The organism is Enterococcus sp. DIV2379 (assembly GCF_050542965.1).
Taxonomy (GTDB): domain Bacteria; phylum Bacillota; class Bacilli; order Lactobacillales; family Enterococcaceae; genus Enterococcus_D; species Enterococcus_D entomosocium.
This window is the reverse complement of the sequence record NZ_CP172938.1, coordinates 3513801-3531178: the sequence shown is the minus strand read 5'-3', so window position 1 is coordinate 3531178 and position 17378 is coordinate 3513801. Positions and strand designations below refer to the sequence as shown.

General features: G+C 43.8%; 10 protein-coding genes. 5 read left to right on the top strand and 5 right to left on the bottom strand.

Annotated features, from left to right (window positions below; genetic code table 11):
• Positions 1 to 10: 10 nt before the first annotated feature.
• From IGI92_RS16195 to IGI92_RS16185, 3 genes are all read right to left on the bottom strand, one after another.
• Entirely contained in the window at positions 11 to 571 is a 561-nt protein-coding gene (locus IGI92_RS16195) for a Gx transporter family protein (protein WP_005232987.1), read from the bottom strand.
• Between the two features lie 10 nt (positions 572 to 581).
• A complete protein-coding gene (locus IGI92_RS16190) occupies positions 582 to 989 on the bottom strand; it encodes a NusG domain II-containing protein (protein WP_144330828.1) in 408 nt (135 codons plus the stop codon).
• Between the two features lie 206 nt (positions 990 to 1195).
• Positions 1196 to 3136, bottom strand: a complete 1941-nt coding sequence (locus tag IGI92_RS16185; protein ID WP_005230327.1) for an NAD(P)/FAD-dependent oxidoreductase — start codon at positions 3134 to 3136, stop codon at positions 1196 to 1198.
• A 270-nt stretch (positions 3137 to 3406) separates the two neighbouring features.
• On the opposite strand from IGI92_RS16185, the gene pplA reads away from it, so the two are divergent.
• From pplA to menA, 3 genes are all read left to right on the top strand, one after another.
• Positions 3407 to 4345: an extracellular electron transfer flavoprotein PplA gene (pplA, locus tag IGI92_RS16180; RefSeq protein WP_422708984.1), complete on the top strand. Its 939-nt coding sequence runs from the start codon at positions 3407 to 3409 to the stop codon at positions 4343 to 4345.
• 259 nt (positions 4346 to 4604) lie between these two features.
• A complete protein-coding gene (locus IGI92_RS16175; RefSeq protein WP_005232994.1) occupies positions 4605 to 5681 on the top strand; it encodes an FAD:protein FMN transferase in 1077 nt (358 codons plus the stop codon).
• Positions 5682 to 5693: 12 nt separating this feature from the next.
• On the top strand, positions 5694 to 6647 hold the full coding sequence (gene menA, locus IGI92_RS16170; protein WP_430607500.1) for a 1,4-dihydroxy-2-naphthoate polyprenyltransferase: 954 nt from the start codon (positions 5694 to 5696) through the stop codon (positions 6645 to 6647).
• A gap of 331 nt (positions 6648 to 6978) precedes the next feature.
• Here menA and IGI92_RS16165 read toward each other — a convergent pair whose 3' ends face one another.
• Entirely contained in the window at positions 6979 to 7941 is a 963-nt protein-coding gene (locus IGI92_RS16165) for a biotin--[acetyl-CoA-carboxylase] ligase (protein WP_429968891.1), read from the bottom strand.
• A gap of 433 nt (positions 7942 to 8374) precedes the next feature.
• Between IGI92_RS16165 and rpoB the strand changes: the two genes are divergently transcribed.
• Together rpoB and rpoC are read left to right on the top strand one after the other, a co-directional pair.
• Positions 8375 to 11992 carry a DNA-directed RNA polymerase subunit beta gene (rpoB, locus tag IGI92_RS16160; RefSeq protein ID WP_430607498.1) on the top strand — a complete coding sequence of 1206 codons (3618 nt, stop codon included), beginning with the start codon at positions 8375 to 8377 and terminating at the stop codon, positions 11990 to 11992.
• Positions 11993 to 12079: 87 nt separating this feature from the next.
• The gene (rpoC, locus tag IGI92_RS16155; RefSeq protein WP_034871965.1) at positions 12080 to 15730 is read left to right on the top strand and encodes a DNA-directed RNA polymerase subunit beta'; all 3651 of its coding nucleotides are present in this window, start codon (positions 12080 to 12082) and stop codon (positions 15728 to 15730) included.
• A gap of 211 nt (positions 15731 to 15941) precedes the next feature.
• Here the strand turns inward: rpoC and IGI92_RS16150 are convergent, their stop codons facing one another.
• Positions 15942 to 17360 carry a helix-turn-helix domain-containing protein gene (locus tag IGI92_RS16150; protein ID WP_430607497.1) on the bottom strand — a complete coding sequence of 473 codons (1419 nt, stop codon included), beginning with the start codon at positions 17358 to 17360 and terminating at the stop codon, positions 15942 to 15944.
• Between the last annotated feature and the right edge of the window lie 18 nt (positions 17361 to 17378).

The following is a 17378-nucleotide window of genomic DNA, read 5'->3' as shown; positions in this document are numbered from 1 at the left end:
ATTAACTCCTTTATTCTGAATCCGAGCGCCATTTGACTTTGGTCTGGCGTTCATAATCAATTTGAAAACGGCGCAGTGTTTCAACACGACGCAGCAAGTAGTTGGCGGCGATCCCGATAGCGATCCCGGACAAGATCCCAAAGAAAGACAGGACCGGCAAGTAGAGCATCACGCTCCAGGATTGAGCGATCCATGAGGCGGTGATCAACTGTCCGACGTTGTGCAAGAAACCGCCAGCCGCACTAATGCCGATGATACTGACACGCTTAGGCCCCAACTGTTTCACCAAAGACATCCCAAAGTAGCTCAGTAAGGAACCACTCATACTATATAAGAAGGTCGAAACCGTTCCTCCTAGTAACGTCGTTAAAATCAGTCTTAGCCAAATCAAGAGAAAACTGTCTTTTTTCGGCATGGTGAACAAAGCAATAATGGTAATTAAATTTGCCAAACCTAGTTTCGCACCAGGCGCAAAGGCAAATGGATAAGGGATCATATTTTCAACTAAACCAATCACGACCCCTTGGGCGACCAGCAGTGAGATGAAAATTATTCGTTGTAATCGACTCATAAGCAAACGATCAATAGATTAGATCGTCGGTCTCACTCCCATCTGCGGATTGGATTTCGATCACCAATTTATGAGGTAGACAGACAATGGTTTCCCCATTTTTACTGGCCCAGCCACGGCGCACACAAATCTGGTCGCCGCAATCAGCTTCCTTGATTCGGATCCGATCGCCTTCGATCTCCAATAAATTGGTATCCCCGTCTTCATCTTCATAAAGATAGGTGTACGTTTTTTGACCTTCAACTAAGTCAAAACGTTTGATTTCTGTCCCATCGACCCGCAAGACGGCTTCTTTCTCAGCCGTTTGCGTCTGGCCAAAAATAAAAATCGGTAAAAAAGAGCTGAGGATCAAAACAAGTATGATGACGCCATCCCATGGTTTTAAATGGGCATCGCGGATAAATTCTTTTAGTTTCATCAAAAAAGACTCCTGTTCTTTCATGTGATGTGTCTCATTCTAGCATAAGAAGACAAGATTCTACTAGCTGAATCCTCAATAATCCACCGATTTCTGTGCAAGGACGATCAAGAAAAAGTTCTGTACTTGGAAAGAGACCAAGACACTGATTGAAAATCAGAATGTCTTAGTCTCATGAAGTCGTACAGGTATTCTATTTTGCTGGCTTATTTATTGCCATATAAGGAGCGAGGGGTACCGTACCACCATTTTCCAAGGGTACGTTGCAACCATGGGATTACCCAACGATCTAAACCGACTGCGCGTCCTGAACCGTTCATCAAGGCAAACGCAACTGGAATGAACCAGATGTTTACCCAGTAGAACATACCAGACATACAGAAAGTCAACACTAAAACGATGGTCGTTGCGTTCACTAACCAAGTGAAGAGACCAGCCATCAATGCAAGAGCTAAAGCAATTTCAAAGAAGACCATGAATTTTTGGAAGAACATTGCAACGTCGTTGTTTGGCATAATAAATTGCATAACTTTTGTGAACCAGTCAGGTGATTTTTCGATCACGATCATTGGTTGTTCCCCGTAAGCATAGCTCAAACCAAAGTGTGCGGCTTGTGTCGCTGCATCGGCTGCTTCACCGGCGCCACTAGCGGCACTTGCTGCATCGGCTGCTTCACTAGCACCACTTGCTGCATCAGCGACTGTTTGATATTCCCAAGTCCAAGGGAATACGCTGTTGCCTTGGAACCAAGAACCTTCACCGAACCAAGTACCAGGTTTGAAGACTTCCCCATTCGTACCTAAAATTTTCTTGAAGGCTTCAACGAACCAGACAAGACCATAGAAAATACGAAGCGGAACACTCCACAAGACGTTACCGTAACGAGACGTGTGACCACGAGCGACTGTCCGGTCATCTTTGATGTGGAAGATTTCATGCATCAAGTATTGGAACATGTAGTAACCAGAACGAATATCAAAGAAGTATTTCAAGTTAACGATGTGTTTCATAATGATCGCTAAGAAACCGCTCAGGTGAATCTTATTGAATAAGTTCGCCACGCCCCATTTGGCACCAATCGAAACCATAAATCCTTGGTAGTTTCCTTTGAATTTATGTTTTTCGCCGCCTTTGATGGCTGAAACGATGTTCGTTGCTGCAGTGTGACCTGTTTGTTCAGCTGCTTGCACGATTTGTGGTGTTGGTGTATTCGGGAATTCTTCGAAGTAAACCAAGTCACCAATAATATAGATGTTTTTGTCTTCGTAGCCTTTTGCTTCCATGTACTCATTGGCAACTAGACGGAATCCACGAGCGGTTTCTAAACCGAAATCAGCAGCATCGCTAGTTCCTTTGACACCGGCAGTCCAGATCAATGTGTGGGTTGGGATCGTTGAACCATCTTTTAGTTTGATGTGGTCAGGTGCCACTTCAACGATTGGTGCATTCAAGACAAGATCAACATTGTTTTTCTTCAAGTAGCGTTCTGCTTTGGCTGCATCGTTACGATCAAGCATGTTCAAGATCGTTGGCATTGCTTCAACGACTTTCAAGCTGATTTCACTTGGGTCCAATTTATAATCGGAAGCTAAACGATCTTTCCAATCGATCAGTTCACCGATCATTTCGATCCCAGTAAACCCAGAACCACAAACGACAAAGGTCAACATTGCTTTGCGTAATGCTGCATCTGGTTCGATCGCTGCTTTTGCGACAGTTTTTTCAATGTGTTCGCGAATGCGGACAGCATCGTCAAATGACCATAAAGTAAAGCCATTTTCTTTAACACCAGGTGTACCGAAGTCATTCGGTTCGCCACCCATCCCTAAAATCAAGTAGTCAAATGAATAGCTACCTAATTTTGTTTGGACGGTTTTATTTTCTTTATCGATCCCAGTTACTGTATCGGTTACTAAACGAACATTTTTCTTGCGTGAGAACAAGCGCTGCAAGTCATATTGAATTGCGGTAGGTTCTACACGTCCTCCAGCGACTTCATGCAGTTCAGTCATCATCGTATGATAAGAGTGACGGTCGATCAATGTTATCTCAACATCATTGTCTTTTTTCAATTTCTTTGCCATGTACTTCGTAGCAGAAACGCCTGCATAACCGGCACCGACAACGACAATGTTTTTCTTTGCCATTGCAAATCTCTCCTTAATAAAAATAATCTATGATAATAATTACACAATCGTTCCTATTATATAGACAAATGGTTCATTTGTCTAACGATTCTGATGAAAAAAACGCATATTTCCTGAAATTCGTGAAAACTTGCGAAAATCAAAAAATAAGTCCTTTTTCCGTAAAAAAGCGGAAAGGAAGCGGTTGACATATCGTAAATTTACTTTACAATGTTAGATGTATCACAAACTTTTTTGTGGGGAAAATAAACAAGTAAAAGGTGGATAATTATGAAAGCAAAGAAATTGATTGTAGGTATGGCGGTATTTTCATTCTCAGCAATGTTGTTAGGGGGTTGCGGAGCAGATGACAATAACACAGCTTCTTCGTCAACTAGTGAAAGTACATCACAAACTTCTGCAAGCGATTCAGCATCAACAGAAAGCACGGAAGCAACCGTTGTTGCGGGCGAGCCAATGCAAGATGGGACGTATCGTTTAGAAGAAAAGAACTATAAAAACGACTACCGTGTCACATTTGAGATCACAGTCAAAGACGGCAAAATCGTTGAATCAAAATATGACAACGTGAATGCTGATGGCGAATCAAAAACAGAAAACACTGAATACAATGAAACGATGAAAGAAAAAGCAGGCATCAGCCCAGAAGAATTTATTCCTAAATTCAATGAAGAATTAGTTGCCGCACAAAGCCCTTCTTCAATCGAAGTAGTTTCTGGCGCGACTCATTCCTTTGATTCCTTCCAAAACTATGCACAACAATTGATCCAAGCGGCGCAAGCAGGCAACACGGATACCATTGAAATCGACAACGGTGCAGACTTGCAAGACGGAACCTATACATTAGAAGAAAAGAACTACTCAAACGGTTACCGCGTGGTCTTCTCAATGACTGTGGCTGACGGCAAAATCGCTGAATCAAACTACGACTACCTAAACGAAGCCGGCGAGTCGAAAAAAGATGATGCATCATACAACGAAAACATGGAAGCTAAATCTGGTACAAGTCCAGAAGAATTCATTCCAAACTTCAATGAAGCTTTTGTTTCTGCAGTCAATGCTGAAGATGGTTCTGTTGCTGATATGGACGTTGTTTCTGGTGCAACCCACAGCTTCCACAGCTTTGTTATCTATGCACAACAATTGTTGAATGCAGCTGAAAAAGGTGACCAAACAACAATTGAAGTCGATAACTTCGTTACTGAATAATCACAACTTTTTTGAATGAAGAGGACAGCATTCGTTTTGAATGCTGTTTTTTTTGTGGACAACCATGAGAGGGGGAAAGTTCGTGCAAAAAAAAGCAATCTGGTGAGTACTTTTTTTAAAAAGAAATGGGTTCTTTAATGATGGAAAGCATCGATTAAGGATTCCTAAAATACCTTGAGAAATCACGGAATGCCCCTTTTCATTCTGCCAAAAAAAGGCTATTATATGAAGGTTGAAGACAATAGAAAAGAGGAAAATCATGAAAAAGAAAGTAACGTTTTTTCTGATGTTTGTTTTTTTAGGCACAATGTTGGCAGCTTGTGGCAGTAATCAGGAAGCAACGACGCTGCGGGAAGAACCATATTTTCAAGAAGAATTTTTATTAGGCACTTATACTCGAATCCGCATTTATGATGAAGGCAAAGAGGACGCTATGAAGCCAGCCTTTGACCGCATCAGAGAATTAGGCGATAAAATCACCATCAACCAAGCAGGATCAGAGATCGATGAAATCAATGCGCAAGCTGGCATCAAACCAGTGAAGGTTTCGGATGATATTTATTATTTGCTAAAAGAAGCTTACGATTACAGTGTGAGATCAGAAGGCGGCTTTAATATGGCCATCGGTGCCATCACCCAATTATGGCGAATCGGCTTTGATGATGCCCGCAAGCCAGAGCAATCTGAGATCGATGAAGCATTGAAACATATCAATTATGAACAAGTCGAGTTTAACGATGAAGATCAAACCGTTTATTTAAAAGACAAGGACATGATCCTTGACCTTGGGGCGATCGCTAAAGGCTATATCACGGACGAAGTCGTCAAAGTGTTGAAGGACAATGGCGTGACTTCCGCGATCGTCGATTTGGGCGGGAATGTCTATGTGTTAGGTCATAGTAACCGTGGCACAGATGAGCCATGGAATGTCGGAATCCAAGACCCGAACAAATCTCGCGGCTCGATTATCGGTAGTATCAAAGAAACCAATAAAACAGTGGTTACTTCAGGGATCTACGAACGCTACTTAGAAGTAGACGGCAAAACGTATCACCATATTTTTGATTCTGAGACTGGCTATCCTTACGATAGCGATGTAGCAAGTGTGACTGTGATCACCGACAAATCCATCGATGGTGACGGGTTGACTACGGTGGCGTTTGATAAAGGGGTCAAAGAAGGCTTGGCTTATATCGAACAGCATACCGAAAAGGGGACCGATGCGATCTTTATCACAAAAGAAGATAAAGTGTATGTAACCGACGGTATCAAAGATACCTTTGAACTTTCAGAGGAATCAGGCTACACGATGGGTGATCGTGCTGATTTAGAATAGGAGGAGTGAAAGATGTCTCTTTCAGTGTTTTTAGAAGTAGTGGAGATCCGTACCAAAGTGGCCAGTGTCTTCCCCTTCATTATGGGTGTGTTGTTCTCGTTGGTGTATTTTCATGAATTTCATCCGTTGAATACCGCAATCTTTTTTCTGGGGATGTTGCTGTTTGATTTGACGACGACGTCCATCAACAATTATATGGATTTCAAAAAAGCCAAATCAGAAACCTACAAATACCAGCACAATGTGATCGGGCGCGAAAACATCTCAGAAGCTACTGTTCGCAATCTGATTTTTGCGATGTTGGCAGGAACCTTGTTAATTGGTCTTTACTTGTCGTTTGTCACTGGCTGGTTGCTGCTAGTGATGGGGCTGGTGGTTTGTTTTATCGGGGTCTTTTATACCTTTGGTCCCATTCCGTTATCGCGGATGCCTTTAGGCGAGGTATTCAGCGGCGTAACGATGGGATTAGGGATTTTTGCCATCACGATCTATATCAATACCATTGATCAAAAAGTGTTTTATCTGGCACTGGATTTTGCGAACGGAACCTTTGGCTTAGTGGGGAACCTCTGGGCCGTTTGTGCCATCGTGTTGGCATCCTTGCCATTGATTTTCACGATTGCTGACATCATGTTAGCCAATAACTTGCGGGATCTGGAAGCCGATATCGAAAATCACCGCTACACACTGGTGTACTACATCGGTCGTGAAGCAGGTATCCGTCTGTTTCAAGGAATGATGCTAGCTTCCTACGCCGCTATTTTATTGGGCCTCTTGTTTGGACTCTTTCAATGGCCGATATTGCTCGTGTTTCTGACACTGCCAAAAATCCGCCAAAACTTGAAAGAACATCAAGCCAGCCTGCCGCACCCACGTAGCTTCGGCTATTCGATTAAAAACATGATGTTATTCAACAGCAGCTATGCCTTGGGCTTACTTTTGTGCCTGCTGTGGCAATTGCTGTAAAAGAAAAGATCGACCTGCTCTTGAAAGAGCAGGTCGATCTTTTTTTGAGAACCAAAATAACGTAAAAAACTTCAGAAATCATTTGATAAAATAACGATCATAATGCTTATTATGAAAAGATTAGGCTTGCTTTCTCTGCGATCCTGATCGCAGCAATAAAGTTTGTGATGGTGGCTAATCCCGATAGAAAGGGGTGATACCTAGGTTGCTTTTTGCTTAAACCCTCGGAATAAGCAGGTCAGCTTATGGAGCATTTGTGCTTGCGCTTGCTTTAACTGATTGCCTACGAAAGCAGCGAATCAGCAAGCTGGTTTGCGGTTTTTTCGCAGCATCAATACCGTTCCAAACTGATTTCTCCAGAAGAAAGCACCTTGCGCTCCGTCGCTGTTTCCACCACTAATTCACCGGTGTTGGTAATGTCTTTGGCGATCCCTTCATAGGTCACACCTTGTTGCGTAAATTGAACGGTGCGGCCCAAAACGAAGGATTTCTGCCGATAGCGGGCCATATAATCCATGTCAGGCAGTTGCGTCAACAATTGGAAGAACCGACGCCAAATTTCTTGGATCAACGCGGCTCGAGAAAAGGTTGGATACTCTTCACCAGGAAAGAGTGAGGTCGCTTTTTCCCGAATCTCTGCTGGAAACTGCTGTTGCGGAATTGAAAAACTGATGCCGATACCGATCACAACCGAAGTAATACGGCCTGTCTCAAAGTCACTGGTTGCTTCAGACAAAATACCGCAGATTTTTTTCCCATCTAAGTACAGATCGTTGACCCACTTAATGGCCGTTTCCTTCATTAGAAGGGCATCGATGGCTTCGGCAACTGCTACCGCCGCCAGAACGGTATATTGCGGCAATTCTTGAAACGCTTGGTTTGGTTTTAAAAGCAAGCTCATATAGATCCCTTGTTTTTTCGGTGAGAAAAACGGTCGTTCGAAGCGGCCATGACCGCCTGTTTGCGTTTCGGTCAAAAAAAGGGCGGGGGTTGCCAGTCCACTATCCAAAGCGGCAATCTTGGCTTCTTTCATGGTGGATTCAACAGCTTCCATGATTTGAATCGTGGGAATCATCGGCAAGGCTGCCGCAAGTGCTGCTTGATCGTAGCGATCATCCGAGACAAAGCGATAGCCGTTGGCCAAGTGTTCGAAATGATAGCCTTCTTTCTCGAGTTCTTTAATGGCTTTCCAGACTGCGGTACGAGAGATCGACAAAGCTTGGGCCAGTTTCTCTCCAGATAGCACAGTATCTTCTTTTTGTAATAAGGTCAGTATTTTTTCTTTTGTCGTCATAAGGATATCCTTCCTAATGTTTCACGTGTAACGTTTTCGTTAGCATAGCAAGAAATCGGCAAAAAGCAAAGTAGTTTCTTACGAAAAACCGTCCACACCAGCCTTGTTTTTTTCTTTAGAAAATCTTAGGAAATGGGTGCATCAGAAAAGCATTGGAACTTCCAATGAAAGCTTGACAGAGAAGTGCTTCATCTGTATAATAAGGAGTTGCAAAAACTATCTGAACGAAAAAAGCAGAAACGAAATATTGTCCGTTTCGGCTTAGGAATAAGGAAACAAAAGTAGAAAATGCCCAATGCATCCGTTCTATTTTTGGTTTTTTTTTGCCTAAAAGCCGCAAAAAATGCTTTCTGTAACCTATATTTAATATTTGTTACAGTTTTGTAAATAATCGGATAGCCTTTTTGAAAGACTTTATGAAGAGGTGAAGAGCTTGGCTGGACACGTAGTAAAATACGGAAAGCATCGCGAACGTAGAAGTTTCGCACGGATCAGTGAAGTATTAGAATTACCGAATTTGATTGAAATTCAAATCGACTCTTACCAATGGTTCCTAGATGAGGGCCTAAGAGAAATGTTTGAAGATATTTTGCCAATCGAAGGATTCAACGGTAACTTGTCCCTAGAATTTGTGGATTATGAATTGAAAGAACCAAAGTATACAGTAGAAGAAGCGCGTGCCCATGATGCAAACTATTCGGCACCATTACATGTTACTTTGCGTTTGACGAACCGTGAAACCGGGGAAATCAAATCCCAAGAAGTATTCTTTGGTGATTTCCCATTAATGACTGAACAAGGAACCTTTATCATCAACGGGGCAGAACGGGTTATCGTTTCTCAGTTGGTTCGCTCTCCGGGTGTATATTTCCATGGCAAAGTCGATAAAAACGGAAAAGAAGGCTTTGGTTCAACCGTTATCCCTAACCGCGGTGCGTGGTTAGAAATGGAAACTGATGCCAAAGATATCTCTTACGTACGGATTGACCGTACCCGTAAAATTCCTTTGACGGTCTTAGTCCGTGCCCTAGGGTTTGGTTCTGATGATACGATCTTTGAAATTTTCGGCGACAGTGAATCATTGCGTAACACGATCGAAAAAGACTTGCATAAAAACGCAAGCGATTCTCGTACCGAAGAAGGATTGAAAGATGTTTACGAACGTCTTCGTCCAGGCGAGCCAAAAACAGCAGACAGCTCACGCAGCTTGCTGAACGCACGTTTCTTCGATCCAAAACGTTACGACTTAGCAAATGTTGGTCGCTACAAAGTAAACAAAAAATTAGACTTGAAAACACGTCTATTGAACTTGACCTTAGCAGAAACCTTGGTTGACCCTGAAACAGGCGAGATCATTGTTGAAAAAGGCACTGTTTTGACTCACCAAGTCATGGAAACACTAGGCGCATTTATCGATAATGGCCTAAACAGTGTAACGTACTATCCATCAGAAGATGGGGTCGTTACCGAACCAATGACGGTCCAAGTCATCAAAGTCTTTTCACCAAAAGATCCAGAACAAGAAGTCAACGTGATCGGTAATGGCTATCCAGATACTGCGACACGTACCGTTCGTCCAGCAGACATCATTGCTTCAATGAGCTACTTCTTCAACTTGATGGAAGGCATCGGCAATGTCGATGACATCGACCACTTAGGAAACCGTCGGATTCGTTCTGTTGGTGAATTATTGCAAAATCAATTCCGGATCGGGCTTGCTCGGATGGAACGTGTCGTTCGTGAACGGATGTCGATCCAAGACACCGAAACCTTGACACCACAACAATTGATCAATATTCGTCCGGTTGTCGCAAGTATCAAAGAATTCTTTGGTTCTTCTCAGTTGTCACAGTTCATGGACCAAACAAACCCATTGGGTGAGTTGACCCATAAACGTCGTCTATCTGCCTTAGGACCTGGTGGTTTGACCCGTGACCGTGCCGGCTATGAAGTCCGAGACGTTCACTATTCCCACTATGGCCGTATGTGTCCGATCGAAACGCCTGAGGGACCAAACATCGGGTTGATCAACAGCTTGGCCTCTTATGCCAAAGTCAACAAGTATGGCTTCATTGAAACCCCATACCGTCGAGTTGACCGCGAAACAGGCCGTGTTACAGACAAGATCGATTACTTGACTGCCGATACCGAAGACCACTACGTTGTGGCCCAAGCAAACAGCCTGTTAAATGAAGACGGCTCTTTCGTAAACGACGTTGTTATGGCGCGTGCTACTTCTGAAAACTTGGAAGTTTCGATCGATAAAGTCGACTACATGGACGTATCACCAAAACAAGTAGTCGCAGTCGCAACCGCATGTATTCCTTTCTTGGAAAACGATGACTCCAACCGTGCCTTGATGGGTGCCAACATGCAGCGGCAAGCTGTACCATTGATCAATCCGAAAGCACCTTGGGTTGGTACTGGTATGGAATACAAATCAGCACATGACTCAGGGGCTGCTTTGTTATGTAAACATGATGGAATCGTAGAATACGTGGATGCAGCCGAAGTGCGCGTTCGTCGTGACAATGGCGCATTAGACGTTTATTCTGTTACCAAATTCCGTCGTTCAAACTCAGGAACCAGCTACAACCAACGTCCATTAGTGGCACTTGGTGAAAAAGTGGAAAAAGGCGACATCTTAGCAGATGGCCCATCTATGGAACAAGGTGAAATGGCATTAGGACAAAACGTCTTAGTCGCATTCATGACTTGGGAAGGGTACAACTATGAAGATGCCATCATCATGAGCCGTCGTTTGGTGAAAGATGATGTTTACACTTCTGTCCATATTGAAGAATATGAATCAGAAGCTCGCGACACAAAATTAGGACCTGAAGAAATCACTCGCGAAATCCCGAACGTAGGGGAAGACGCATTGAAAGATCTAGACGAAATGGGGATTATCCGCATTGGTGCGGAAGTCAAAGATGGCGATCTGCTTGTTGGGAAAGTCACTCCAAAAGGAGTAACGGAACTTTCAGCAGAAGAGCGTTTGTTGCACGCAATCTTTGGTGAAAAAGCCCGCGAAGTGCGTGACACTTCTCTACGCGTGCCTCACGGCGGCGGCGGAATCGTCCACGATGTCAAAATCTTTACCCGCGAAGCTGGCGATGAATTGTCACCAGGTGTGAACATGCTGGTTCGCGTTTATATCGTTCAAAAACGGAAAATCCATGAAGGGGATAAAATGGCCGGACGTCACGGAAACAAAGGGGTCGTTTCTCGCATTATGCCAGAAGAAGACATGCCTTTCTTACCAGATGGCACACCAGTCGATATCATGCTGAACCCATTAGGGGTACCTTCTCGGATGAACATTGGACAAGTATTAGAGTTACACTTAGGAATGGCTGCGCGTCAACTAGGCATTCACGTGGCAACACCAGTCTTTGATGGTGCCAGCGATGAAGATGTTTGGGCAACCGTTGCTGAAGCAGGAATGGCCAGCGATGCCAAAACAGTGCTTTACGACGGACGTACCGGCGAACCATTTGATGGCCGCATCTCCGTTGGTGTCATGTACATGATCAAATTGGCCCACATGGTCGATGATAAATTGCATGCCCGTTCCATTGGACCTTACTCATTGGTTACGCAACAACCATTGGGAGGAAAAGCCCAATTTGGTGGACAACGTTTCGGAGAGATGGAAGTTTGGGCACTGGAAGCATACGGTGCTGCTTACACCTTGCAAGAAATCTTGACCTACAAATCAGATGACGTGGTTGGTCGTGTGAAAACATACGAAGCGATCGTCAAAGGGGAACCAATTCCAAAACCAGGTGTACCAGAATCATTCCGCGTATTAGTAAAAGAATTGCAATCACTGGGTCTAGACATGCGTGTCCTAGATATCGATGATGCAGAGATCGAACTGCGTGATATGGATGATGACGATGATGATTTGATCACCGTTGATGCCTTAACAAAATTTGCGGAGCAACAAACAGCCCGTGAATTAGAACAAAAAGCACAAACAGAAGCTAAAAATGCCGCCGACGCGTTGAACCAACAAATCGAGACAGCAGAAGATCGCTTGCAATAATAGACGGCCCTCGCTATTTCCGCCACCAGCGGGAATAGCCCCCGTTCTATCGGATATGTCCATGAAATGAAATGGAGGGAACCTTTTTTGATCGATGTAAATAAATTCGAAAGTATGCAAATCGGTTTGGCTTCTCCTGAAAAAATCAGAAGCTGGTCTTATGGTGAAGTAAAAAAACCAGAAACCATTAACTACCGTACGTTAAAACCTGAACGCGAAGGGTTGTTTGACGAGCGTATTTTCGGTCCAACCAAAGACTGGGAATGTGCTTGCGGCAAATACAAACGGATCCGCTATAAAGGCATCGTTTGTGACCGTTGCGGCGTGGAAGTAACACGTTCAAAAGTGCGTCGTGAACGCATGGGACACATTGAACTAGCAGCACCAGTATCACACATTTGGTACTTCAAAGGCATTCCTTCACGGATGGGTCTTGTCTTAGACATGAGCCCACGTGCATTGGAAGAAATCATCTACTTTGCTTCATACGTAGTGATTGAACCAGGAAACACCAGCCTTGAGAAAAAACAACTATTGACTGAACGGGAATACCGTGAAAAACGTGACCAATACGGTCAAGAATTTTCAGCAGCAATGGGTGCCGAAGCCATCAAACAATTATTAGATGGCGTTGATCTTGAAGGCGAAGTTGCTGAATTGAAAGAAGAATTGAAAAACGCGACTGGTCAAAAACGGACCCGTGCGATCCGCCGTTTGGACATCTTAGAAGCATTCCGTGCTTCAGGAAACAAACCAAGCTGGATGGTCATGGACGTTATCCCAGTTATCCCGCCTGATTTGCGTCCAATGGTGCAATTAGAAGGTGGACGTTTTGCCACAAGTGACTTGAACGACTTGTATCGTCGTGTAATCAACCGTAACAACCGTTTGAAACGCTTGTTAGATTTGAATGCACCAAACATCATCGTTCAAAATGAAAAACGGATGCTGCAAGAAGCAGTCGATGCCTTGATCGATAACGGTCGTCGCGGCCGTCCAGTTGCAGGGCCAGGGAACCGCCCATTGAAATCTCTTTCTCACATGTTGAAAGGGAAACAAGGTCGTTTCCGTCAAAACTTGCTAGGAAAACGGGTCGACTACTCAGGTCGTTCAGTTATCGTCGTTGGTCCATTCCTTAAAATGTACCAATGTGGTCTGCCAAAAGAAATGGCGATCGAATTGTTCAAACCATTCGTGATGCGGGAACTTGTTTCTCGTGAAATCGCGTCAAACATCAAAAATGCCAAACGCAAAATCGAACGTCAAGAAGACGAAGTTTGGGATGTCTTAGAAGATGTCATCAGAGAACATCCAGTGCTATTGAACCGGGCACCTACGCTTCACAGATTAGGTATCCAAGCATTTGAACCCGTCTTAGTTGAAGGCCGTGCCATTCGTTTGCACCCACTTGTTTGTGAAGCCTACAATGCCGATTTCGATGGAGACCAAATGGCCGTTCACGTACCATTGAACGAAGAAGCGCAAGCAGAAGCACGTATGCTGATGTTAGCAGCCCAAAACATTTTGAATCCAAAAGACGGAAAACCAGTTGTAACACCATCTCAGGATATGGTCCTAGGGAACTACTACTTGACGATGGAAGAAGAAGGCCGTGAAGGGGAAGGCATGATTTTCCGTGACATGGACGAAGCAGTTACGGCATGGCGCAATGGCTACGTGCATTTACACACACGGATCGCCATCAATCCAAACACTTTAGGGGACAAACCATTCACGTCTGAACAAAAACAACGTTTGATGGTAACAACGGTAGGTAAAGTGATCTTCAACTCGATCATGCCACCAGAATTCCCATTCTTGAACGAACCGACAGACTACAACTTGACGGTTCAAACACCAGACAAGTACTTTATTGAAGCTGGTACAGATGTGCCTGCCTTCATCAAAGAACAAGAGCTTGTTGGCCCATTCAAGAAGAAAAACTTAGGAAACATCATTTCAGAAGTCTTCAAACGTTTCCGCATCACTGAAACGTCACGCATGCTTGACCGCATGAAAGACTTAGGATACAGCCATTCAACAATGGCGGGTATCACCGTTGGTATCGCTGATATCATGAACTTGCACGAAAAACATGAAATCATCGACAATGCTCACAAACAAGTTGAAACGATCACGAAACAATTCCGTCGTGGATTGATTACCGATGACGAGCGTTATGAACGAGTTATTGGTGTTTGGAATGCAGCCAAAGATGAAATTCAGTTAAAACTGATGGAATCATTGGAAGCGAAAAACCCAATCTTCATGATGTCTGATTCCGGTGCCCGTGGTAACATCTCCAACTTTACTCAGCTTGCTGGGATGCGTGGATTGATGGCCGCGCCTAACGGACGAATCATGGAATTGCCGATCATCTCAAACTTCCGTGAAGGTCTATCTGTCTTAGAAATGTTTATCTCGACCCATGGTGCTCGTAAAGGGATGACCGATACCGCCTTGAAAACAGCCGATTCCGGTTACTTGACACGTCGTCTCGTTGACGTTGCCCAAGATGTTATCATCCGTGAAGACGATTGTGGTACTGACCGTGGTTTAGACATTCAAGCAATTCGCGAAGGAAACGAAATCATCGAATCCTTAGAAGAACGTTTGATTGGACGTTACACACGTAAATCAGTGATCCATCCTGAAACTGGCGAAGTCCTTCTAGGGGTCAATGAATTGATCACTGAAGATTTAGCTAAAGCCATCGTGGACGCTGGTATCGAAACAGTATCCATTCGCTCTGTCTTTACATGTAACACCAAACATGGTGTATGTAAACATTGTTATGGCCGCAACTTAGCTACTGGTTCTGAAGTTGAAGTTGGGGAAGCAGTCGGTACCATCGCTGCCCAATCAATCGGTGAACCTGGTACTCAGTTGACCATGCGTACCTTCCATACCGGCGGGGTTGCCGGAGACGATATCACGCAAGGTCTCCCTCGTGTCCAAGAAATCTTTGAAGCCCGTAATCCGAAAGGACAAGCGGTCATTACCGAAGTTACCGGAGAAGTCATCGATATCTCAGAAGACCCTTCAACTCGGACCAAAGAAGTGACCATCAAAGGGGAAACCGATACGCGTACGTATACCGTTCCTTATACTGCCCGGATGAAAGTAGCAGAAGGCGACTTTATCCATCGTGGTGCGCCATTGACGGAAGGATCGATCGATCCAAAACAACTGTTACAAGTTCGCGATGTCTTGTCTGTTGAAAACTACCTATTACGAGAAGTTCAACGCGTTTACCGGATGCAAGGGGTAGAAATCGGCGACAAACATATCGAAGTAATGGTTCGTCAAATGCTGCGTAAAGTCCGCGTCATGGATCCAGGTGATTCAGGCATCTTGCCAGGAACATTGTTGGATATCGCCGACTTTAAAGACCGCAACTACGACACATTGGTAGCCGGCGGCGTTCCTGCAACTAGCCGTCCAGTCCTACTAGGGATCACGAAAGCATCTTTGGAAACCAACAGCTTCTTGTCTGCTGCGTCCTTCCAAGAAACCACTCGTGTGTTGACCGATGCAGCGATCCGCGGCAAGAAAGATCCACTTCTTGGATTGAAAGAAAATGTTATCATCGGTAAGATCATCCCAGCTGGTACTGGTATGCCTCGTTACCGTGAAATGGAACCAAAAGAAGTAACAGTTGCCAGCGAAAATGTCTACAGCATCTCAGACATCGAAGCACAAATGGCTGCTGAAGACGCATTGAATAGCCAAAACTAATCAATGCCCAGCACCTGATTGACTCAGTGTGACGGAAAAGCTTGTCATTCTTCGGAATGGCAAGCTTTTTTTGTCTATATTATAGAAATTAATGTTATTAGGTCCATATGTGCAAAAGAAATCACCTTCGAAAGTATGATGAATCCCGACATGCGCTCAAATTGTTCCTTGGCGTACGTCATTCAACTCTTTCGAAGGTGATTTTTTTTTATTAGTTTTCCTCTTGCCGTTCTTGCAGCATACGAATCCCCTTTTCCTGAATCTGCCGAGCGATAAACGCCAAATCATTCGAAGTCAGGTTGATGTCTGCATAGTGAAACAAATTTTTTCTGCAGGAGGGGGTCAGATTGCCGATGATCAAATCATACGTCTCGTCCAGTTTGGTCAGAGAGAACGAGTCCAGAGGATTTAAAATCGTGATTGTTAGCTGATAAGGAATAAACTGTTGGATTTTCGTTTGGATAAATTCCGTATGATAACTATTCGTATCATAAAACAAAGCTAAGCGAAAGCCAGCATTGGCATCGATGATTTCTTTAGCGAAATTTGGGAAAGATATATGGAAAATATAAATCAGGTAATTGATCGTACTTGGACGAACGATCGGTAAATTTGAATGGGTCAAAAGGTGAACGATGTCTCGATTGACTGCCTGTTGGACCAAATCACAGTTGTTGACAAAACGAGCAAAGCGATCATCCAAGATGCAGTAAGGAACGCGCAAGTTGATCCCAAGAAAATAAGAAAAGACCACAGCGTCGAGTTTCTCTTCAAAGTCGGCTTCATGATAGTTATACTTTTTAAATATACGTTTGGTCATTTGATAAAACTCTTGTTTGGTCTTACGGAAGACGTTGGGGTCTTGACCAATATGGGTCGTGACATAACCGACCATTTTCTCGACGTAGGCCCGACTGTAGCCGGTAAATTCGCTCAAATCGATTTTCTCTAAGAAATATTCGACGTGGTTTCCATTGGGGTTGGAGGCGTATAGGCGATCGCGCTTCGTGTTGATATAGATCACAAAAGCGATTTTTTTGATGTCGGAAAAATAAAGCTTTAAGGGCGTCGCTGCTGCCATGATACGGGCGATTTTCAAAAAATCCTGTTCTTGGTTGATGTTGGCATCCACAAATTCATACTGGTACTTTTCTAAGAAGAAAATCAGAAAAAACTGGCGAATGTTGTGTTCATTTCCTTTTAACTGGATGGGTTTGGTCACGATGAAGAAATCATATGGTGCCAGAACCATGTTGATCCTCTTGATCAAACGAATGATCGACGATTTGCTTAAATTTAATTCTAGAGCCAACATATCATAACTAGTGAAACTTGATGAGAAGAGTAGTTCCAATAATTGAAATGCAGAAGAGCGAGTCAAAAACTGGCTGTATACGTCTAGCCGAGTAGCAAAGGGATGCAAGTGGAGGCGAACAGCTGAATAATCGTCAAATTGTAAGTCCAGAAACGAAAATTCATTGTCGATTTCCGCGATATAGGTTTTTGCTGCAGACATTGAAATGGAAAATTTTACTGCCAAATCGTGAAGACTCGTTCCCTGATCGTCTAATAAATACTCAATCAGCTGTAGTTTCTTTTGTGTCGTAGATGATAACAATTTCCGTAACATGATTGCCCCTGAGCCCCC